The 23078-nt window shown below is 53.4% G+C and carries 12 protein-coding genes, 1 tRNA gene and 2 rRNA genes; 4 read left to right on the top strand and 11 right to left on the bottom strand.

Annotation, left to right across the window (positions count from 1 at the left end; translation table 11 throughout):
• Together HMPREF9156_RS0106740 and HMPREF9156_RS0106735 are read right to left on the bottom strand one after the other, a co-directional pair.
• Window positions 1-2680, bottom strand: a 23S ribosomal RNA gene (locus tag HMPREF9156_RS0106740); the annotation flags it as partial.
• Between the two features lie 443 nt (window positions 2681-3123).
• Window positions 3124-4663, bottom strand: a 16S ribosomal RNA gene (locus tag HMPREF9156_RS0106735).
• A 691-nt stretch (window positions 4664-5354) separates the two neighbouring features.
• On the opposite strand from HMPREF9156_RS0106735, the gene HMPREF9156_RS0106730 reads away from it, so the two are divergent.
• Window positions 5355-6215, top strand: a complete 861-nt coding sequence (locus HMPREF9156_RS0106730; protein ID WP_007148012.1) for an SIR2 family NAD-dependent protein deacylase — start codon at window positions 5355-5357, stop codon at window positions 6213-6215.
• A 53-nt stretch (window positions 6216-6268) separates the two neighbouring features.
• The gene (locus tag HMPREF9156_RS0106725; RefSeq protein WP_007148011.1) at window positions 6269-7978 is read left to right on the top strand and encodes a ClC family H(+)/Cl(-) exchange transporter; all 1710 of its coding nucleotides are present in this window, start codon (window positions 6269-6271) and stop codon (window positions 7976-7978) included.
• Between the two features lie 198 nt (window positions 7979-8176).
• Here the strand turns inward: HMPREF9156_RS0106725 and HMPREF9156_RS0106720 are convergent, their stop codons facing one another.
• The 3 genes from HMPREF9156_RS0106720 to HMPREF9156_RS0106710 all read right to left on the bottom strand — a co-directional run bounded on the left by HMPREF9156_RS0106720 (window position 8177) and on the right by HMPREF9156_RS0106710 (window position 11244).
• Window positions 8177-9478: an adenylosuccinate synthase gene (locus tag HMPREF9156_RS0106720; RefSeq protein WP_007148010.1), complete on the bottom strand. Its 1302-nt coding sequence runs from the start codon at window positions 9476-9478 to the stop codon at window positions 8177-8179.
• Between the two features lie 97 nt (window positions 9479-9575).
• Window positions 9576-10634, bottom strand: coding sequence for a class II fructose-bisphosphate aldolase (gene fbaA, locus HMPREF9156_RS0106715; protein WP_007148009.1), 1059 nt, complete (start codon window positions 10632-10634; stop codon window positions 9576-9578).
• A gap of 55 nt (window positions 10635-10689) precedes the next feature.
• Window positions 10690-11244, bottom strand: coding sequence for a TM2 domain-containing protein (locus HMPREF9156_RS0106710; protein WP_007148008.1), 555 nt, complete (start codon window positions 11242-11244; stop codon window positions 10690-10692).
• A 247-nt stretch (window positions 11245-11491) separates the two neighbouring features.
• On the opposite strand from HMPREF9156_RS0106710, the gene HMPREF9156_RS0106700 reads away from it, so the two are divergent.
• Both HMPREF9156_RS0106700 and HMPREF9156_RS0106695 read left to right on the top strand, forming a co-directional pair.
• Window positions 11492-12121, top strand: coding sequence for a sugar O-acetyltransferase (locus tag HMPREF9156_RS0106700; RefSeq protein WP_007148007.1), 630 nt, complete (start codon window positions 11492-11494; stop codon window positions 12119-12121).
• A 489-nt stretch (window positions 12122-12610) separates the two neighbouring features.
• Window positions 12611-13861: a hypothetical protein gene (locus tag HMPREF9156_RS0106695; protein ID WP_007148006.1), complete on the top strand. Its 1251-nt coding sequence runs from the start codon at window positions 12611-12613 to the stop codon at window positions 13859-13861.
• Between the two features lie 20 nt (window positions 13862-13881).
• Here the strand turns inward: HMPREF9156_RS0106695 and HMPREF9156_RS0106690 are convergent.
• The 6 genes from HMPREF9156_RS0106690 to HMPREF9156_RS0106660 form a co-directional block, all read right to left on the bottom strand.
• A tRNA-Gly gene (locus HMPREF9156_RS0106690) sits at window positions 13882-13955 on the bottom strand.
• Between the two features lie 220 nt (window positions 13956-14175).
• A complete protein-coding gene (htpX, locus tag HMPREF9156_RS06965) occupies window positions 14176-15114 on the bottom strand; it encodes a zinc metalloprotease HtpX (RefSeq protein WP_007148005.1) in 939 nt (312 codons plus the stop codon).
• An 8-nt stretch (window positions 15115-15122) separates the two neighbouring features.
• Window positions 15123-16676 (bottom strand): ferredoxin--NADP reductase domain-containing protein, encoded by a 1554-nt coding sequence (locus HMPREF9156_RS0106675; protein WP_007148004.1) that lies wholly within the window; start codon window positions 16674-16676, stop codon window positions 15123-15125.
• Between the two features lie 174 nt (window positions 16677-16850).
• Window positions 16851-20807 carry an Ig-like domain-containing protein gene (locus tag HMPREF9156_RS0106670; RefSeq protein WP_007148003.1) on the bottom strand — a complete coding sequence of 1319 codons (3957 nt, stop codon included), beginning with the start codon at window positions 20805-20807 and terminating at the stop codon, window positions 16851-16853.
• Window positions 20808-20840: 33 nt separating this feature from the next.
• On the bottom strand, window positions 20841-21350 hold the full coding sequence (locus HMPREF9156_RS0106665) for a hypothetical protein (RefSeq protein ID WP_007148002.1): 510 nt from the start codon (window positions 21348-21350) through the stop codon (window positions 20841-20843).
• A complete protein-coding gene (locus HMPREF9156_RS0106660; protein ID WP_007148001.1) occupies window positions 21337-23067 on the bottom strand; it encodes a serine/threonine protein kinase in 1731 nt (576 codons plus the stop codon). Before HMPREF9156_RS0106660 ends, HMPREF9156_RS0106665 begins: the two co-directional genes overlap by 14 nt.
• Between the last annotated feature and the right edge of the window lie 11 nt (window positions 23068-23078).

The raw sequence follows: 23078 nt of genomic DNA, 5'->3' as shown, positions 1-23078 counted from the left end.
ACATCGAGGTGCCAAACCATCCCGTCGATATGGACTCTTGGGAATGATCAGCCTGTTATCCCCGGGGTACCTTTTATCCGTTGAGCGATGCCGCGTCCGTACACCGGCACCGGATCATTATCTCCGACTTTCGTCCCTGCTCGACCTGTCAGTCTCACAGTCAAGCCCGCTTGTGTGATTACACTCAACACCCGATTGCCAACCGGGTTGAGCGGACCTTTGAGCGCCTCCGTTACTCTTTAGGAGGCAACCGCCCCAGTTAAACTACCCGCCAGGCACTGTCCCTAGCATGGATAACATGCTCAGGTTAGACGCCCACTGCCAGCAGAACGGTATTTCACTTGATGACTCCACCCAGCCTAGCGGCCAGGTTTCATAGTCTCCCGCCTATTCTACACAACCAGCAGCGAACGACAATACCAAGGTATAGTAAAGGTCCCGGGGTCTTTTCGTCCTTCTGCGCTTAACGAGCATCTTTACTCGTACTGCAATTTCACCGAGGTCCTGGTCGAGACAGTGGGGAAGTCGTTACGCCATTCGTGCAGGTCGGAACTTACCCGACAAGGAATTTCGCTACCTTAGGATGGTTATAGTTACCACCGCCGTTTACTGGGGCTTAAATTCACCGCGTCACCCAGACGGGTTAACGGATCCTCTTAACCTTCCAGCACCGGGCAGGCGTCAGTGCATATACAGCGACTTACGTCTTGGCATGCACCTGTGTTTTTGGTAAACAGTCGCTACCCCCTGTTTTGTGCCGCCCCACAACACTCACCCACGCTAGGCGGGATCATCTCACAGGGCCTCCCTTATGCCGAAGGCACGGGAGCAATTTGCCGAGTTCCTTGACCAGGATTCACTCGAACGCTTTAGTATTCTCTACCTGACCACCTGTGTCGGTTTAGGGTACGAGCGGAACCACACCTAACAGTGAAGCTTTTCTCGGCACAAGGCACCACCAGCACACCACCCTTACAGGTGATGCTCATCACGTCTCACAGTCTCCTGTCAGGGATTAGCCTCTGACACCTGCTACACGCTTAACCAGCCATAACCACCAGGCCAGGCCAGCTTACCCCATGCGTCACTCCCCTGCTCCCCTACTACACCCACCACCACACACCACCACCCCCTGTACACCCCCGAAAGGGCCTACAGGAAGGAAACAGTGCCTAGCGTGTAATGCCTCGAGTATGGGCGGTGTGATACCGGTACGGGAATATCAACCCGTTCATCCATTCGACTACGCCTGTCGGCCTCGCCTTAGGACCCGACTCACCCGGGGACGTTAACCGTGGCCCCGGAACCCTTAGTCATCCAGCGCGCGGGATTGTCACCCGCGTTTCGTTACTCATGTCTGCATTCTCACTTCCCTACAGTCCACCACACGGTTACCCCGTGGCTTCACCCCGTAGGGAACGCTCTCCTACCCAACCACCCCTAAGAGGCGGCTGCCGCGTTTTCGGTGGTGTGCTTGAGCCCCGCTACATTGTCGGCGCGGAGACACTAGACCAGTGAGCTGTTACGCACTCTTTCAAGGATAGCTGCTTCTAAGCCAACCTCCTGGCTGTCCATGCGACTCCACATCCTTTCCCACTTAGCACACGCTTAGGGACCTTAAACGACGATCTGGGCTGTTTCCCTTTCGACAACGGAGCTTATCCCCCGCTGACTCACTGCCCGTGCACAACCATACCGGTATTCGGAGTTTGGTTGCCATCAGTACCCCATACGGGCCCTTTGGCATCCAGTAGCTCTACCCCCGGAAGGCGACCACGAACGCTGCACCTAAATGCATTTCGGAGAGAACCAGCTATCACGGAATTTGATTGGCCTTTCACCCCTAACCACAAGTCATCCCCCCAGTTTTCAACCTAGGTGGGTTCGGTCCTCCACGCGGTCTCACCCACGCTTCAACCTGCTCACGGCTAGATCATCCCGCTTCGGGTCCAGAACATGCAACTAAAACGCGCTATTGACACTCGCTTTCGCTACGGATCCCCCACACGGGTTAACCTCGCTACATGCCACTGACTCGCAGACTCATTTTTCGATAGGCACGCCATCACCCCCAACAAGAGGCTCTGACGGATTGAAAGCACATGGTTTCAGGAACTATTTCACTACCCTCCCGGGCTACTTTTCACCTTTCCCTCACGGTACTCGTCCACTATCGGTCACGTACATATATTTAGACTTACCCCACGGTCAGGGCAGATTCACACGAGATTCCACGAGGCTCGTGCTACTCGGGGACATTCTTCCCAGGCCTGGCATCTTCAGCTACGGGACCATCACCCTCTACGGTCATGTCTTCAACCATGTTCACCTCACACCAGACTTTATCACTAGGCAGGAAGCCGCCTGACCTCCTCAAGAAACCCCACAACACCACACACGCACCAGCAGGCGCTTATACCACGCGCATGGTTTAGTCTCCTCCGCTTTCGCTCGCCACTACTAACGGAATATCTTTTCCTGCAGGTACTAAGATGTTTCACTTCCCTGCGTACCCCCCGCTACACGCGGTACCACCCCATAACAGGTGGCAGGTTACCCCATTCAGACACCCTCGGATCAACGCCCTGTCGGCAGCTCCCCGAGGCCTATCGCGGCCCCACACGTCTTTCATCGGTCATACGTGCCCAGGCATCCACCATATGCCACACCAAGCACCCAGCCTAGCACAACACACGCCTATCAACCCCAGACAACACTACAAGTATTATCACAAATGATCACACTAAAACACGCCACACCCCACCACCCCCACAAAAAAGAGCGATAAGGGTATGGCTACAGACACACACCCACCACACTGGCAGGTGTATGCTCGCGTCCACTATCCAGTTGTCAAACCACCACCCCACACCCCACAACCCCCCCCCCTCCCACCAGAGGAAAGGGAACTATGAGGCGGGTTACTACCCTAAACCATAGTCATGGCCAGGGAACCCAACAGCGCGCTCAGCACCACCACTACTTACACATCACATAAATCCCGGTAAAAGAGTTTTTGACTGTTTCCACACCACACACCCCACCCCTCCCACACAAGAAGGGAAACTAATCAGGGTGCCAATCTTCCCCCACACCACCGTGCAGGGCACATATTCTCCTTAGAAAGGAGGTGATCCAGCCGCACCTTCCGGTACGGCTACCTTGTTACGACTTAGTCCCAATCGCGAACCTCACCTTAGACGGCTCCCCCCACAACAGGTTAGGCCACCGGCTTCGGGTGCTGCCCACTTTCATGACTTGACGGGCGGTGTGTACAAGGCCCGGGAACGCATTCACCGCGGCACTGCTGATCCGCGATTACTAGCGACTCCACCTTCACGAGGCCGAGTTGCAGGCCCCGATCCGAACTGAGACCGGTTTTACAGGATCCGCTCCACCTTACAGTATCGCATCCCGCTGTACCAGCCATTGTAGCATGCGTGAAGCCCAGGACGTAAGGGGCATGATGATCTGACGTCATCCCCACCTTCCTCCGAGTTAACCCCGGCGGTCCCTTGTGAGTCCCCGGCACGACCCGCTGGTAACACAAGGCAAGGGTTGCGCTCGTTGCGGGACTTAACCCAACATCTCACGACACGAGCTGACGACGACCATGCACCACCTGTAACCCAGCCCCGAAGGGACACACCATCTCTGGCATCATCCAGGTTATGTCAAGCCCTGGTAAGGTTCTTCGCGTTGCATCGAATTAATCCGCATGCTCCGCCGCTTGTGCGGGCCCCCGTCAATTTCTTTGAGTTTTAACCTTGCGGCCGTACTCCCCAGGCGGGACGCTTAACGCGTTAGCTCCGACACAGAACCCGTGGAAATGGGCCCCACATCCAGCGTCCACCGTTTACAGCATGGACTACCAGGGTATCTAATCCTGTTCGCTCCCCACGCTTTCGCTCCTCAGCGTCAGTAACAGCCCAGAGACCTGCCTTCGCCATAGGTGTTCTTCCCGATATCTACACATTCCACCGTTACACCGAGAATTCCAGTCTCCCCTACTGCACTCAAGCCTGCCCGTATCCAGCGCAACCTACCGTTAAGCAGTAAGCTTTCACACCAGACGCAACAAACCGCCTACGAGCCCTTTACGCCCAATAAATCCGGACAACGCTTGCACCCTACGTATTACCGCGGCTGCTGGCACGTAGTTAGCCGGTGCTTATTCATAAAGTCCACTCACCACACCACACAGGCATAGCTTGCCCCCCTATAAAAGCGGTTTACAACCCGAAGGCCTCCATCCCGCACGCGGCGTCGCTGCATCAGGCTTGCGCCCATTGTGCAATATTCCCCACTGCTGCCTCCCGTAGGAGTCTGGGCCGTATCTCAGTCCCAATGTGGCCGGTCGCCCTCTTAGGCCGGCTACCCGTCGACGCCTTGGTAGGCCATCACCCCACCAACAAGCTGATAGGACGCGACCCCATCATATGGCACAAAAAGCTTTCCCAACCAGACATGCATCCAGCTGGAGCATTGGGTATTACCACCCGTTTCCAGGAGCTATCCCCAACCATACGGCAGGTTAGTCACGCATTACTCACCCGTTCGCCACTCTCACCACCAAACAAAAGCCCAGTGGATCCCGTTCGACTTGCATGTGTTAAGCACGCCGCCAGCGTTCGTCCTGAGCCAGAATCAAACCCTCCACACAAAAACCGTAGAAAGCCCAACACAGGCCCACAAAAAAATAAAAAAACAACGAGCAAAACCACACCCCACCACAAAGCAGAGCGCAGCCTCACACAAACAAACACCCACACCCCCTCCACCAACGAAAAGAGCACAGGCATTCTACTGGCAATCAAAAACCCAACCAAAAACCACACCCCACCACACAAGCAGAGCGCAGCCTTCAATCAGACCACAACTTACAAAACATATAAGCATAAAAGTAGTACAAAACACGCTCTTGAGTTCTCAAACCACCACCACACACACCAGAACACACCCCCACACAGGAAGCACACCCCAACAGGCAGCAACAAAAAACAATACACCCCCCACCCCACCCCACACAACCCCGGCGTGTCGCACACCACACACACAAAAACCACAACCTGTTATCTCCGTATCATGCCCCGCCCGGCCTCATGCACCCGGCTTCATGTTTGATGGCTGCCCCTCCTCATACTGTCACTGCCGTTAAGCCTGAAAGATAAAAGCCGTTCTAGAAAGCTGTTCTAATGGATACCATGCTTCAGCATCGCTAATATCACCAATTTATTACTAGTTCTTTTTATTATTGGCATCACCTTTTACAAAACCCGATACCCGCCGCACCTGATAAAATATCAGAGTATCCCTGCAATCTATACAGACAAAACCGCGGAAGAAAGCAGATAATGGCAGCAGATATACATAGCACCGGGACAGATACCGGCTGGGACAAAGTTTCCGGAGAGCCGCAGGAGGCTCTGCACACAGGCAGCTCAAGGGGCAATAGCCCCTATAAAATCGCCGTACTGACGGGGGCAGGCATTTCCACCAGCGCAGGGATACCTGATTTCCGCGGTCCTGACGGCGTATGGACGAAACATCCCGAACAGATGGATGTTTATGATATCCAAGCATTCCTCACCAGTACTGAAGACCGCGAATATTCATGGCGCTGGCAGAAAGAATCGCCAGTCTGGAATGCGCAGCCCGGTATTGCGCACAAAGCCCTTGCTGACCTGGAAAAAGCCGGGATGCTGAGCGTCCTGGCAACGCAGAATTTCGACGGACTCCATGAGAAAGCCGGGAACACGGATTCCGTAATAGTCAACCTCCACGGCACTATAGCAACTTCGCACTGCATGTCATGCCATAAAAAATACGATACAGCAGAAATCATGGATGATCTGGATAAGAACCCCGACCCCCGCTGCAGGCGCAGGCTGCCCTATAAAAATGACATGCCGTGCAATGGGCTGATAAAAACAGATGTCACATATTTCGGCGAGGCTCTGCCGGATGGGGCAATGGAAAAAAGCATGGAACGGGTCCGGCAGTCTGATGAATTCTGGGTGATCGGCTCAACTCTCGAAGTATTCCCTGCAGCAATGCTCGCCCCGGTAGCCGCCCGGGCAGGCATACCCATAACGATCATGAACATGGGCGAGACCCAGTTTGACCCGCTGGCAGCACGCCTGATACGCGAACCGATACAGGATGCCCTGCCGGAACTTGTCAGGGAAACTATTGCCATGCATAAAAAGCGGTGAGTACGGTGGGTACGGCTGATACAGATACAGGCGCAGCTGGAGGCGCAGGCAGGATGGACAAAACAGAAAGCACAGGAAGCGCTGGGGCCGCGGAAGGCCCAGGAAGCGCAGGCAATGCGGACAGGACAGGCAGCAATCCGCGGAAGGCTGCCGCATTCCGCTCCGACGCTTCTGCTCCGTCGCACCATCATCTGCGCAATAATTCCCATACCCTCCAGCTCCTGTCCGGCGCAAACCGGATGCGCTGGCTTATAGCAGCCCGGGGCATCATTTGCGGGCTCATAGCCGGTGTGCTCGTTGTCGGGTACCGGGTGGGCATTGAATACGGGACACGGTTCGCAGTAAGTGCCTACGCCTGGTTAAAGGGGCATCCGCTGGGCCTCCTCGGCTGGATCGCTGCCGTGCTGTCAGCCAGCTGGATCATTACCAGGCTCGTGCAGTGGGAACCCTCCGCATCAGGTTCCGGTATCCCGCAGACCGAGGGGACGCTGCTCTGGGGGCTTCCCCTCCGCTGGGGACGCATCCTCATCGTCCGGTATGCGGGCGGCCTGCTCTGCAGTTTATTCGGCCTGTCACTTGGCCGCGAAGGCCCGTCCATCCAGATCGGCGCAGCGGCATCCAAGGCAGCAGGCAGAAGGATGAGCCGCAATGCGATAGAAGAAAACACGCTTATCACCGGCGGGGCGGCAGCGGGATTATCCGCTGCTTTCAGTGCCCCTCTGTCAGGGATGATGTTTGCCCTCGAAGAAGTGCACAAAAGCTTTTCGCCGTCAGTCCTCCTTACCGCAGTTACAGCTTCGCTGTCTTCCGACATTGTTTCAAAATACTGGTTTGGGCTGACCCCTGTACTGGATTTTACCCATGTTAGCCAGATACCGGTTGCACAGTACGCATGGCTCATCCCCCTGGGGATTGTTGCCGGCCTCATCGGCGCTCTCATGAACCGCATCCTCCTGGGATTCCAGACACTCTACTCAAAAATACCTGCAGTTGTCAGGCCAATGATAGCCCTGGCAGCTGCCCTGCCATGCGGGCTGCTTCTCCCACTGTCCCTCGGAGGAGGCTCCGAAGCCATCAAATTCGCTGAAACAGCCCGGGGAACACTGGCAATCCTGTGCATACTTCTGGCAGTCAGGATACTGTTTACGGGGATCAGCTACAGCAGCGGCGTTCCTGGCGGTATCTTCATGCCGATCCTTGCCGCCGGTGCTTTATCGGGAAGCGTTTTTGCACATGCTATGGTTTCCGCAGGGGTACTGGCACCTGAAAGGACAGCTGCGTTCACCGTGCTGGCGATGGCGGGGACACTGACTGCGGCAGTAAAAGCACCGATCACTTCTATCCTGCTCGTTGTAGAAATGTCCGGATCACTTGTCCACATGTTCCCTGTTGCTGCTGTAGCTTTCGTATCCCTTCTTATCTCTGATGCCCTTCACATCAGGCCAATCTACCCTGCCTTGCTTGAACGCTATATGAAACAGCATGAGGGTACAGATATCTCAGCCATGCCGGTACACAGCGGGATGCTGGAGATCCCCATTGAGATCGGCAGTATGGCAGCAGGCAAACGGATACACGCCATCAGCTGGCCTGACAGCACTTCCGTCATTACCATCCGCCGGGGAGAACAGGAGTTTGTGCCCCGTCACGACAGCATGCTGCGTGCAGGGGATGCTATAGTCGTTATTTTCTCGGGGGAAGATGAGCGCAGCGTGCGCCGATCATTATCAGAAATATGTGAGATGCCGGAAAACGGGTACTGATTTTTATCTTCTATTTTTTATCTTCTATCGCAGTATTGCAGTATCTGCCGCAAGGCGGGCGGGCCCGCTGGGGCTCCCCAAGATAGGCTAGGAGTATAAAAGTACAGGGGTATAAAGCAATAACAGGGTCATATTCGCGGATTTTCGGCTGCTGAGATATCCGGCTGAGAAGACGGATCCGGAAGAAACGGGGAAATACTACCCAAGCAGGCTGTGCACGGAAATGATCTGCTCGCGCGCAGCGCCCACACCGATCGCAGAGATACGGCATCCAGACAACTCTTCCAGCCTGTGGACATAATCCTGCGTAGCCTGGGGGAGATCATCGAACTTCCGGACAGCGCTGATATCTTCATCCCATCCCGGCATCTCTTCATATACAGGCTCAGCCTGTGCAAACGCCTCCTGGTCCGTCGGCATGGCAGTATGCCTTGCAGCAGCACCACCCTGCCCTTTGATATCGTATGCGGTACAGATAGGGATACGTTCAAGCCCGGTCAGCACATCAAGCTTGGTGAGCACGATATCGGTAAGCCCATTGACTTCAGCTGCATAGCGACTGACTACAGCATCAAACCATCCGCATCTGCGCGGCCTGCCGGTAGTGACGCCATACTCATGCCCCTGCGTCCGCAGCCATTCGCCCTGCGCATCATCCAGCTCGGTAGGGAATGGACCTTCCCCGACGCGTGTAATATATGCCTTTGCTACGCCTATTACCCTGCTGATTTTCGTGGGGCCGACACCGGTCCCTGTGCAGGCTCCTCCAGCCGTAGGGTTAGATGATGTCACAAACGGATATGTCCCATGGTCGATATCAAGCATAGTCGCCTGCCCGCCTTCAAAAAGAACGGTCTTGCCCTTATTCAGCGCAGCATTCAGCACATTCTGCGTATTCGCCACATACGGGCGCAGGCGTTCACCCAGTTGGAGAAGTTCATCGGTGGTTTCATCTACACCTATTGCCCTGCGGTTATACAGTTTGATAAGCATCTGGTTTTTCTGATGCAGGGAGGCCTCGACTTTATCCCTCAGATGGCCCGGGTGGTAAAGGTCATGGACACGTATGCCTACGCGGTTTATTTTATCAGCGTATGTCGGGCCGATCCCCCTTCCCGTTGTGCCAATCTTATGCTTGCCCAGGAAACGTTCTGTTACTTTATCGATCACACGGCTGAACGGGGCAATGATATGGGCGCTGTCGCTGACCAGCAGCCTGGAGCAGTCGACGCCCCTTTCCTGCAGCCCGTCGATCTCCCGGAACAGGACTTCAAGATCAACGACCACCCCATTGCCGATCACAGGAATGACATTAGGGCTGATGATCCCTGAGGGCAGCAGATGGAGGGCGTAGGATTCATCCCCCACGACTACAGTATGCCCGGCGTTGTTTCCGCCGTTAAAACGCGCAACATAATCGACTTCCGTACCGATAAGGTCGGTTGCTTTGCCTTTGCCCTCATCTCCCCACTGGGCTCCAACCAAAACGATCCCAGGCATATGCTCCCCTTTGCCTTTTTATTTTCCTCTGCCCCTGGTCAGTCCGGCAGTCCGGTATCAGAGGCAGAAGTCCGCTTTATTCCAGGGTCCGGGCCGCTCAGCGCAGCGCTTTGCCTGCCGAACCGAGGCCTGTGCAGGCCTCCATGACCCTGGCAGCCATAGAATCCTCAGCCTCGCGTCCCCATGACCGCGGGTCATACTCAGCTTTATCGCCAATATTGCCGTCAACTTTCAGCACTTTATCGTAATTGCTGAACATATGCCCTGCAATAGCACGGGTAAAAGCATATTGCGTATCAGTATCCACATTCATCTTTACTACCCCGTAGGAAACAGCTTCCGCGATTTCTGCAGGGAGCGACCCTGAGCCTCCATGGAACACGAGAAGGAACGGCTTTCCGTCGGGAGCCTCCGATGGCTGGGATATAAGGCCCCTGTTGATCACTTTCTGGGTCTCGGACTGGATCTTCCCCAGCAGCCCCGGGCGCAGTTTCACATATCCCGGCTTATATGATCCGTGGACGTTGCCGAAAGTAAACGCCGCCATGTAGCGGCCTTTTTCACCCATACCAAGGCGCTGTGCAACCTGGAAAGCATCTTCAGGAGTAGAATACAGCTTGTCGTCTATAGCACCGGTTATGCCGTCTTCCTCGCCTCCCACAGCACCGATCTCGATTTCCAGGACAGTATGGGCTTTTACTGATTCTGCCAGAAGTTTCTCGGCAATATCAAGATTCTCGTCGAGGCTGATTGCCGACCCGTCCCACATATGCGACTGGAACGTGGGTTCCTGGCCATGGGAAACCTCATCCTGCTCTATAGCGAGGATAGGCCGCACCCATTCATCCAGATACTGTTTTGCGCAATGGTCCGTATGCAGCGCAACCGTATTATGCGTGTAGTGTTTCGCAACTTCATGGGCATACCGGGCAAGCGCCATCGACCCTGTTACACGGTCATTCACCCTTTGCCCGGACAGGTAGGCAGCGGAGCCGACGGATATCTGGATGATACCGTCAGACTGTGCGTCAGCAAAACCCTGCAGCGCAGCATTAAGGGTCTGCGTGCTGGTCACATTGATAGCGGGATAAGCATAGCCGCCTTTACGGGCAGCATCAAGCATTTCAGCATAACGTTCCGGTGTTGCAATAGTCATGGCTCTATTATCCCACGTCTAACCTACATAAGGAAGGCCACGAAAAAGACTTGTTTCAGTCCCTGAGCTCGTAGCCTGCTGCGTCCCTGTGCCATGGGCTTCCCGGATTCGAGCAGAGGATTATGATCCCCTCAACAAAGCTCCATATTGCCGAAACGAACGGGCCAATTATGATTATCCACCCGATAACGGTCAACAGCAGCTGGGCGACTGCCTTGCCAGTGTACCCCAGATAAAAATTATGGACGCCGAGGGTTCCCAGGAAAATCCCTAAAAGGCCTGCGGCAATTTTAGAATGGGTCCCTGCCCCATACGGCATCTGCGTGCCATAAGGGCTCTGCGGCGCATACTGGGGGCCGGCATTATATCCTGCATTATAGGGAGAACCGCCCTGCGGCCCATATGAATTTGAATTATACGTGCCGGAATTGCCGGAACCTGTATAGGCAGGAGATCCGCTCTGGCCTGGCTGGGGACCTGTACCCGGCTGCTGCTGATAAGCGTAGCCTTGCTGTGTAGACGGCTGCCCATAGGAAGCACCCTGCTGGGGACCCTGGTAACCGTTCTGCTCCCCAGCGTTCTGAGGATGATTATTATTTGCTTCTGACATAAGTTTTACTGTACCAAAATGAGGGGAAGACTGACACGCTGGCCCTGTTGCCGGTAAGGCTCAGATACCATGCCCGCTTGCAGTATCCTGCGGATGCTGATATAAACGCCGACTGTGTATCGGCTGCATACCTGATACCCGCAATATCTGCAGCCAATATAATCCTCCATATATACTGCTTTATAGCAGCCCCTCTCTGTTCTTTTAGGGGAGGGACAGACCTTTACACACGCAAAGAGGTTATAGTATGGCAGGTTTCTCCAGTGAAAAAGAACGCATGCTGGCAGGCGAACTGTATATTGCCAGCGATCCGGAACTCAAAGAAGACAATATGCGCAAGCGCCGGCTCGTACACGCAATAAATACTTCTGCATACGATGCTTTCAACGAACGCGAGGCCCTGTTCCGCGAACTGTTCAAAAGCCTCGGCGATGGTGCATTCCTTGAGCCGCCGTTTAACTGTGATTACGGCTCAAATATCAGCATAGGCCGTAATTTCTACGCGAATATGGACTGCATTTTCCTTGATGTTGCGCCCATCACAATTGGCGACAACGTATTCTTCGGCCCCCGAGTAAACCTGCTGACCCCGTACCACCCCATAGATGCTGAGACCAGGAACAGCCACCTGGAAGGCGCGCTCCCAATCACGATCGGCAATAATGTATGGTTCGGCGGCAATGTGACTGTCTGCCCGGGTGTCGTTATCGGTGATGACGTAGTGGTCGGGGCCGGTTCTGTGGTCGTTAAGGATATCCCGTCCCACAGCGTTGCAGCAGGCAATCCATGCCGGATGATCCGCAGTATCACCAATAAAGATAAAGAATACTGGCACAGCAAAGCTGAAGGGTACAGGCAATGGAAAACCGGCCTGTGATGCTGCTGGAGCGGAGACGTCCAAAAATCTCAAAGCTGCGGTTTTTGTAAAACTATAATTCAATTCACACAATTAAAGGATATTGAGATGGAAAATTTAAAAAAGGTTTCAGGACTGATAACCCCCCCTTATTGCAGGCGTACTTTTGGCTGTTTCCCTGCCGCAAGTAGCATCTGCAGGCACAATAACCGATGATTATCATCAAAATCTCCAGATATTATCCGGATTAAGCGGAAAGAAGGCATCAATTCGAAATAAAGCTGCAAGCCGTGCCAGAAAATATATTGGCCGGGACTATAACGCCGCATACCTGTACGGGAACAAGGATGACCACAGTGCTTTACACTGTGGTCAACTGGTGTGGGCAGCTTATTGGTACGGAGCTCATATTGACTTGGATACTCGAGGCGGGGATAACATAGTATGGCCATGGGATCTGAGAGATTCCTCTAAAGCCGTTACTTATGCCACAGTAAGGTAGAAGCTGCTATGGCTCCGGAACAGTTACTTTACAGATGGCGGGGAAAAGTTGATCTTCTTCTCCGCCATCTGCTAAAAATTAGCTTATTCTTTTCTTTTATCCTTTCGACCGGTTGCGGGCCTGCCCACCCTGAAGTACTATCAGCAGATCAGACAAGTCTAAAAGATGTTGTTGCTGCTATTGCCATCAATCCTGAATATGATAAGGTGCACGACCGCAGAACAGGATATGTTGCCTTACTCCGTAACAATGGCTTGTATTCTTTAGTCCATACAAAAGGTATGGGCCTGCAAAAATTACTATGGACTAAAAAAGGGCTGTTCTTTTCAGATTATGAAAATGATTATTTTTTTAATAGTAACGGCAGCACAGGTATAGTGACCCCTAACAGAAAGACATATATACAAAACCAAATAATAGAGCAGAAAAATGGGAAACCTCTAGCAACGTTCGATGAGGGATTCGACAATGTATCGGGCAAGCCCAAAAATATTCTGCAGGTATTCGACCATACAGATGGAACGCAACTGTGTCAAATCGTTCATTTCCCCTTTCACACAGTAGCCTCCTGTGATACAGGGGTTTACGGACTTGATCTGGAAAACCTCATGCTGAACAGTCACGAGCGGCTTACACTACAAAGAATTTCAAGGAAAATCTCCGATGAAAAGGGATTTTCCATAGCAAATCCTGATGACAGATTTACTCCCGTTTCTGACGATACAATGCCAAGTCTTAATAACGTAGTCTACGGTATCGGTATTACCAGCCAGAAAGAGGATTCGTACGCTGCTAGTTGGGAGATATTGAAGTGGAATACGTTAACAGGTGAAAATTCGTTTATTCCCATAAAAGAGCCATCAGGGAAAACATTGATAGTGGAAACTTCTGAACCATTTTCATATGAAGCTGCTTCCTTGGATAATGGGATCCTAACATTTATGTTTAATGGTACCGGCACAATCTATCAGATAGAACTATCGACTGGAAAAATTATCAGGACGGTCAGGCCCGACAACGGTAAACATACGCACAAGGAACCTCTTTTCCATGAAATGCATCTAACCGAGCGGCATATTTTTACACTTTTCACACCCGATTCCAAACATAGCCGGCAAACTTCGTTGCGTATCCTTGACAGAAAGACGCTGCGCCAGGGTAAAGAGATACCTTTACAGCGCTCACTTGTTGAACTTTTAAACGGTAAAAGCCAACGGCTGTTTCAAACATCTTTTGCGGTAAACCCCAATTACTCATAACTTGCTTCTCTAAACATCTATGGAGCGGATGACGGGAATCGAACCCGCCTTTACAGCTTGGGAAGCTGTCGTTCTACCAATGAACTACATCCGCAGGAGCCCTTTAATGCAGGCCGGATAGCTTGCTATACGGGGCACCACATCTGGGCAACGGTTATTAGTGTAGCACATGCGCGCACTATGTTTGCTAAAAACCGTTTGCGCGTGTTCCGCTTCTGCGAAGCGCAGCCAGCAGGGCCGGATGGATCACAGCCCGCTGCCCGGTGGCCGGGCCGGTACAGCACAGCATAGCCGCCAGCTCCAAGGACCGCGGGCTAGTGCTGCATATACTGTTCATCAGCAGGGTCCTGCACCGAACTTTCGCCGTACATCTCGCGCTGCATCTCCTCCAGGCGTGCAATACGGTCTTCAGTGGGAGGATGGGTGGAAAACAGCCGGCTCACTGTGCGGGTATTAAAAGGGTTCGCTATCATAACAGCTGACATCGTACGGGTTGCATTCGTCGGGCGCAGAGGGCGCTCCCCTACGCCTGCTTCGATCTTACGCAGGGCATTGGCCAGCGCCTGCGGATCTTCGGTGAGCCTGCTTCCGTCTTCATCGGCATCATATTCACGGGTACGGGAGATTGCCATCTGGATAAGGGATGCCCCTATCGGTGCCAGTACCATAGTCAGAAGTGCCCCAATGGGGTTCCCCCTTCTTCCGCCGTCACGGTCTGACCCGCCGCCGAAATACATCAGGGAGTATCCGAGGTATGTGATCACCATAGACATTGCCGATGCTATGGAGGATGTCAGGATATCGTGATTATACACATGCATCAGCTCGTGTCCGAGCACACCGCGGATCTCCCGGTAATCAAGTATCTGCAGTATCCCCTGCGTGCAGCAAACCACGGCATGGCGTTCATTGCGCCCTGTTGCGAAAGCATTCGGCGATTCAGCAGGCGCAACGTATATCCGGGGCATAGGCTTCCCGGCTTTCTGTGACAGCTCGCGCACTATGGCATACAGATTCGGGGATTCGTCTTCTGAAACTTCGCGTGCCCCCATTGCTGCCGTTGCTATCCTGTCTGAAAACCAGTAGCTTCCCATTGTTACAACTACTGCTATAACAACATAATAGGCCAGCGTAGACTGCCGTGCCCCGGTCAGGAACCAGATAATAAATATGACAGCCCACATAAGGCTGAAAAGGAGTATGGTTTTCAACCCGTTTGCGTGCCCATGCACCCGAAATCTTTGATTATTCATAGTATCCTTTATCTTTCTGAGGGTTGGGATCCGCACGAACGCATCACCTCTGCATCGGTAATCTTGACACGGTCCCTGCCCGCTTTCGCCCCTTCGGCTTTTTCGCAGGCATCAATACGACGCCAGGCATCATAACCCAAGGGGCTGATACCGCGTGATGCCAGCAGCTGGCCAATGCTGCCAGGCTTATCAGCACTGCCGGCTCCATCTTCAGCCCTGAGCTGCCCGGCTTGTGCAGCACGTGCCCAGTCCTCAAGGATATTCCCCACAGTTTCCAGCGCATCCGATTTTGTAGACCCTATCAGGCCTACTGGCCCGCGCTTCGCCCATCCGCTCGTATACACAAACGGCAGGATCCTGGGACCGCTGCCTGCCTCCGCGGTATCAGAGGCATCAAGGATATTACCTGAGATAACACGCCCATTTTTATTTTTCACAGTATAGTGCACTTCATCGTAGGGGATGCCGCTGATCTCTGCAGGCTTATAACCGATAGCATGGTAGACCGCTTTCACAGGATAGTCAGTATATTCCCCGGTCCCTGCCATAACGCCGTCGGTGGCGGTAACAGTCCGCTCGATACGGATGGCCCGCACTTTCCCGGAATCGCCGAGTATCTGGACCGGATTGGAATTAAAGTGGAGATGGCACCGCCGTTTTGCAGGCTTCCCTTCAAAATCAGCACCGGATCCGGAGCCGGGCCCAGCTTCAGCCCCGTTAGGGCCTGCCATATGCTCTGCCAGGTCACGTACAGCAAACAGCTCATCTATCATCTGCCGGGCCAGCTTATTTTTCGATGCCTCACGCATTACGGCATCATCAATATCAAAATCTTTCCGGTCAACGATTATCTGGACACCGGGAAGCTTTTCCAGCTCACGCAGCTCCTGTACGGAGAATTTTGCCTGGGCAGCTCCGCGGCGCACAAAAACATGGATATCCCTGGCCCTGTTCGCAGCCAGCCCGTCATAAACATTCTGGGGGATATCCGTGCCCAGCAGGTCGTCAGGATACCGCATAAGCATGCGTGCAACATCCATCGCTACATTGCCGCCGCCTATCACCGCTACCGTTTCAGCGTCAAGCGGCCACACCGGCGGGGTACCGGGATATCCGTCATACCACTCTACAAAACGTGCTGCGCCATATACGCCTCTCAGGCTACGCCCTTCAATGTCCAGCGGGCGGTCGTCAACAGCACCAGTGGAAAAGATCACAGCATCGTAGTATCCCTGAAGGTCTTCAAGCGTTATATCCCTCCCGAATTCGACGTCTGCGAAAAGCCGGATATGCGGGTTGCTGAGCGTTTTATCGAGTGCGGCAGTAATGAACCTGATTGCCGGATGGTCCGGGGCAACACCATACCGTACGAGGCCGAACGGGACGGGGAGCTTTTCGAAAATATCAACATACGCTTCGGCGGGAAGCCCCAGATCCGGACCCTTCTGCTGGAGCTGCTGAAGCAAAATATCCGCTGAATATATCCCGGCCGGGCCTGCCCCTATAACGGCCGCCCGCAGCGGCCTGCCTGCCATGCCGGCGACGCTCTTATCATCAGTCATAGTTTTTATACTATCCTATACAGTCCCGTTATCATAGAAATCATAGAACAGGAATCCATGCAGCAGGACCCTGCGGCAGAGGCACGGCAGGCAGGTATACGGCAAAAGCCAGCCACCCCAGTAAGGGCAGCTGGCCTTTGCCGGTCCGTTAACCCGTTGCCGCCTCCCGGCTTATTATGCCAGACGGTTGAACGGATTCCTGCGCCACTTGCGCCGCCTGTGCCGGCGCACCAGGAATACAGTGATACCTGCTATAAGGGCAAGCGCTGCGATAGTCCCTGCGATCACACGGTTGAGTACGCCAGGGGTCCTGGTTATGTACTGCCACCAGTTAGCCGCAATGGTTACATTCCCGTACGTTGTTTCCGTTGCATTCCCCGCACGGTCATAAGCCTTGACTGTAACAGTATGGTTCCCGCCGTCAGCCTGCATCGTATAACTTGGCGGCTGCGACAGGAAGTCCCTGTTATCCCACGCCTGTACTTTTCTGCCGTCCACATAAAGCTCTACCCGCTCAGTGGCCATATTATCGCGTGCATAAAGGGAAAGGTCATGCGACGGCCCGTAATACACCTGGTTGCTGCTGAGCCCCAGGACTGCCGCAGCCGGTTTCTTTGCATCAACAGCAAAATTGACTTCGGCATCCGCTTTGCGGTTGGGGGACTTGTTATCCATGGTGTTCTGGGCCAAATTCCCGGCCTTATCGGTAGACGTGAGCTGGACCCGGTAGTAGCTGTTGCCTTCAAACAGGGATGCCGGGAAAGTATATGTAGTCAGCGACCAGCCTTTGTCCTGGCTGTTGTTCACTGAATACTGGGATTTATCCAGCGGCAGGACACGTGAATTTTTGATCAGGTTTGCCTGTACCGAGTTATCATTCAGCCCGCTGACGTTGGTCTCGCGGATCACCACCTGCCGGGCTTTCTTGACGTACTTCCCACGTATGTCCTGCGTGGAATCATCGAAGGAATACACGGACCCGAACCTGTTGACAGAGAATACGACTGTTTTTGTGACCGTATTCCCCGCCTTGTCCTGCGCAGTAGCACTGAGAGTGTAGAAATCGTCGTACTTGACCTCATGCGGGAAATCAGTATAGGTGACATCCTGGGTAGTAGGCGTACTACTCACTTTCGGATATACATACACCGAAGACCCTTTATTATGCGATGATTTCAGCGTATATGTCGTCCCGTATTCGTCGAGGTTTGAATCCGACGAACTGATCTGAGGCGCTACAGCACCCGCATACGCTGTTTTGTCAACGACCCGGGAGATATCAAGCTTCGGCATCGTCTTGTCAATAATGAATTCAGGCTCCTCCACCTTTTCAGACGCATTGCCGGCAAGATCGGCAGATACTGCTGAGATGGAGTAATGCTCCTCGCCGGTAAAGGTCACCGTAGCAGTGTAGGTCCTGTCCTTGCCTGCGCCGCCGTCTTTCACCGCCCATGGGCTCACAGCGGGGGCAGGCAGGGGGCGTCCGTCGTCGCCTTTCGCTGTTACAGCGATATGGGTGCTGCCCATGTCCAAGTTGCGGTCAGACACAGTGACGGTTGCCGTCCTGTTGGCGTTATAGTAATTGCCGTTTTTGGACCTGTTGTTGTCAAAAGTGAGGGTCAGAGACGGTTTAGTGGCATCAACGATGAACTCAGCCTCATAAGGGTCAGCTGAAAGCCCGCTTGGATCAGTCAGCTGTGCCGACAGCCTCCATTCACCGTCGCTGTCGCATTTGACCTGTGCAGTCCACGTATCCTGCCTGCCCGGGACCTGTGTGAACTTCTCTGCGGCCACCGTTGTGCTGCTGCCATCATGCCCTACTGTAACGATAGCCCGCTGAGGGTCATTCTGTATGATCAGGTCAAATACAGGGTCGGTCACCGTAACTGTTGCAGTACGGCCTGAAGCATAGTACTTTCCGTTGCGCACGGAATCGTTATCGTAGGTAACAGTGATAACCGGCTTTTCGGTCTGCACAATAACGCCGCGCACCCCTTTCTGGGCGATATTGGAAGCATACTTTGCCTCGTTCCTGTCATTTTTGACGAAATCCGAAAGCTTGAATGTGGCTGTATTGCCGGCAAAGTCAGTTATGGTGATATCGGTATCAGCGAATGCCAGCCTGTCTCCATTCTTCTCAAGCGTAAACGATATGGTGTCATCATCTATGTTGAGCTTCGGCGTGCTGCTGTCTGCATCGTGCCCGTTATACTTGGTGAATCCGGTTGCATCCGGGTCTATTCCCGAAAGATGGTCTGCCATCCCGCTGAAAGTAACTTTCACGGGTCTGTCAGAGAAGAGCCAGTTCCACACCGGATCCCCTGCCGGTTCTACTGTCATCCGCGATATCTTCGGCGCAGTATGGTCAATAACAAATTCAATGCCTTCATCATTAACGCCTTCAAGGAGGCTTGCGGAAACATGGTATCTGCCTTCATCACTGACCTTGCGCTCATAGGCTGCTGAAACCGTATTATCGTGGGATGTGAACTTGAAATCGGTCAGCGGTATTTCAGACACCTGCGGATCTGCAGAACCAGCCTTTGTGGCAACTTTTACTTTAAGGCCCGTGATCTGCCTGTATGCGTCTATCCATTTATCTGTAACGGTAACGGTCTCAACGACTTCACCCCGGTAATACTTGACGCCGTTATGTTCTTTCGGCCGGGTATTCCCGTCGGAAGGCCGTACGGTGATTGCAGGCTTAAGCGACTCGGCCGCACCATTGTTGACAAGTATAGCGTCATACTGCTTGCTGGCAACGCTGTTTGACAGTGTCTGCCCGTCAGGGTCGGCAACCAGCGGGCGTCCCGCCCTGTTGCGCGCCTGTATGGCAATATCAGACAGGTTATAAAGCCCGTCATCGCGCAGTGTCAGTTCATAAATGACCTTTCTGTTCCTGCGTGTGCTGGAAACCTTCCGCAGCCATGAGGAGGCATCTGCCGGCTGGGGACTGCCATCCAGCGAATCCGCCTTTTTCACCGTAACTTTTACGCTTTTCAGATCAATACCGCCGCCGTCATTGACGGTGATCCTGATCTTCGGCTGCGAGCCCCGGATCAGGACGTTAGCCTGCTGCAGGCGTATACTCACCTTTTCGGCCAGATCCCTGCCCGCCTCAGCATGTGGGACCTCAGCAGATATTTTCGGGGTGCCTGTGTCAACAGTAAAATCTGATGTTTTCCCTATATCAGACCCAATGCCGTATTTAACTGTATATGCGGCATCTTCAAAAGAGCCACCGAGCTTTTCTTTTGCCTTCGACAGCTGTGCGGTAACAGTGAAGCTGCCGTCCTGCTGCCCGCTGACTGCCAGGTCATCGCCGGAAAGCTGGACCTGGGCGCCTGTGTCATTATTAGCCACTGTAACAGTATGCTTTGCGATCCATGCTTTTTTGAGGTCATCAAGTTTGCTGATATACGTATTGCTGACTTTTGCAGAAGCCTTAGCCCCGTCCAGGCGTGAAGCGGCGGTAATCGTAGCATCATTGTCAACAGTTTTGCCGTCTGCATCTGTTACATTGAGCGATATGCCTTTATCGGTATCTGTAAGGAGGAAGGAGCTGACGCCGCTGCCCTGCAGCGATTCTGTGGCCTTCACGGACGGGTTCTGTGGGGAGGACTTGCTTTCTGCTATAAGGCTGGACAAAGTTTTAACCACTGTTTTTTTGGTTTTCTGCGCAGTATCCGTGTAAGTAAGGGTGAACTGTATATCGCCGAATGCATAGATGCCTTCGTCATCCAGCCCGAGCCGGAAGGTTTTTGTATTATCCCCATCAGCTTCCTGCCGTACTTCATCCATAGGGACAGTACGCGGCTGGTCCGGGACTTTATGCTTATTGCCCTCACTGTCAACAGTTGTATACTGGTACCGCGCGTTCACGCCGGACAGCTTTGAAGCCCCTGATACGGTAAGTTTCAGTTCCGAATGCAGGGGTGAGACCAGATATGCCCCTACAGCATTATTCTTATCTGCCATCGAGTACGAGACCTCTGTGATTGCAGGTTCATCAGGTGCCGCATATGATGCCGGCGCCGGGGACGCCAAAATCCCCAGGCCGAGCACTGCACCCATGATTACGGCTGCACGCAGGAGTATCTTTTTTATCTGGCTGATCTGTTTGCTGTTCATTATCCTGTTCCTTAATCTTTGTCTTTTCTCTATTTACTCAGAAGCAGCAGCCTCTGTCCCATCAGTCCCGTCAGAACTGTCATCCGAAAGCGGCGGATCCTGTATCCTGACAACAGTCCCCGCTTCACTATCAGGGCCGGCAGGCCGCACAGGCACGCCAATAACTGTTTCAGATTCATCGCCCGTATCCCTGTTATCATCAGGGATGCTTGTCAGCGCCTCATCATCGGAGAGGGAAGGGCTGGGGAAACTTTGCCCGGTTTTAGCCACGCGCATCTGGATCAGGCTGTGTTTCCCGCCGGAAGAGCCGGTTCCCGATCCCCTGCTCCCTGACCTGGATGAAGAATCTGTGGCCTCTGCACGCCACAGTGCATGGCGCGCACGCCTCAGGCTGGAGATCTCACGCTCAGCCGTCTTTCCGCTCAGACGGTTGTACACTATCCTGATCTTCAGGACGAAGAAGAGGATAACGGCAGCAACTGCCAGGACTGCGGCAAGGCAGAAAAGGACTATTGCTATCGTATGCCAACTATCGGGCCTCATTATTACCTACTTTCCTGGCGTCGACGAAGCCATCAATAATGGACTGCCTGGTATTGTTTTCCTGATTGAGGATGGCCTCTTTCAGTTCATCCGTGGCATGGGAAGTCGTTGAAGTATCCTTCGCTATTGCCATGCACCGCTCAGCAAGCGCAAGCATGCGGGATTTGTCGATCTTATCTGCACGGAATTTACGTGTATACGTGCTCAGGACGTTCTGGACGAACTGGGAAACATAAAGTCGCATAACTTCGTTGCTTTCATTCTGCACAGTATTTACAAGCTGTTCAAGCTCAGTGAAATAGCCTCTGAATTTGCCCTTATCCGTACCCTGGACTATCTCAGGGACAACCTGGGTATTGAAAGCTGCAATATCTGCATAAGTCTGCGCCTGCTTCTGATATTTGAATGCCCCCGTGTCGGCCGCATAGCGCATCCACTGCTGCGAATAACGGATCCGTTCATACTGCAGGGAAATCGGATCCGCCTGTGCACTGTCAGACTGGGCATCCGCATAATAGAACCAGTACAGCAGTCCTGTGTCATAACACAGCTGGGCCCAATGGATTTCATCTGTTCTGAGGACCCCCTCATTAGCCCGGACTGCATCCGTGTACTGGACAGCCTCATCGGGCGTGAACTTCCCATCAGCCCTGTACCGCTTAAGCATCCCCTCGAAAGGTTCTATGGACTTCGGGCGGAGTGCGGCAGCCTTTTTATAGAAATTTACCGCTTCAGCTTTCCGCGGCTCCTGGCGCGCGGCCCCCATCCAGTAGTCAAAACTGTTATTCCTTGTGATAGCTTCCGCGCCCAGCGCCCCGAGGCCCAGCACAGCGCACAGGACAGAAGCCACCAGGACTGCTACGAAGGAATACCACTTACGTTTAAGGGCCCTGATATGCGCGTCATCTTCCTCTTTGTAATGCCTGAGCGCATAAGCGAATTCTGCACAGCTCTGATACCTTTTATCGGGATTTTTATCAATAGCCCTGTCGATGACTTTTTCAAGCCCCTCAGAAAGTTCCGGCCTGTACTGCCTGATCGGATAGACCTGCTGAGTAGGGTCAACCCCTGTAAGGAGGAAATGCAGGGTCATGCCCAGCGAATACACATCGGAACGGGCATCTGTAACGGCACCTTTACTGAACTGTTCAGGCGAACCGTACCCGGGTGTACCCAGGTTGAGTATCCCCTGGGCGGCCTCTTCCGCTGAGTGGACAGGCTTGCCTGAAATATGCGCGATACCGAAATCGATCAGCATAACGGTACCGTCAGGCTTAAGCATAACATTGGACGGTTTCATATCTGAGAAAACGACAGGGGGCTTACGTCGGTGAATATAGTCAAGCACACTGCACAGCTGGATACCCCAGTCAACGACTTCCTTCTCGGTGCACTGCTGCTTCTCGCGACGCACTTCTCGCAAGGTCCGGCCCTCAATGTAATCCATGACTACATAAAGGCTCCCATGCTCGTCAACAAGGTCAACGATGCGGGGGATCGCAGGATGGTCAAAGGCTTTGATAAGGTTGGCTTCCTCTACAAGGCTCCGGACAATTACCTCGCGTTTATGCTTGTCTTCGACATTGCGGATCTCCTTAACAGCCCACTGCTTGTTAAGGGTCTTGTCTATTGCCAGGTAGACAGTAGACATTCCGCCGGTGCCGATCTGTGCGATGATACGGTACCGTCCGCCGACTATGTCATTTTCACGGGTCATAATGAATCCTC

Source organism: Scardovia wiggsiae F0424 (assembly GCF_000269605.1).
Classification (GTDB): Bacteria; Actinomycetota; Actinomycetes; order Actinomycetales; family Bifidobacteriaceae; genus Scardovia; species Scardovia wiggsiae.
Note: the sequence above shows the minus strand (reverse complement) of the source record. Positions and strands in the feature narration are given on the sequence as shown.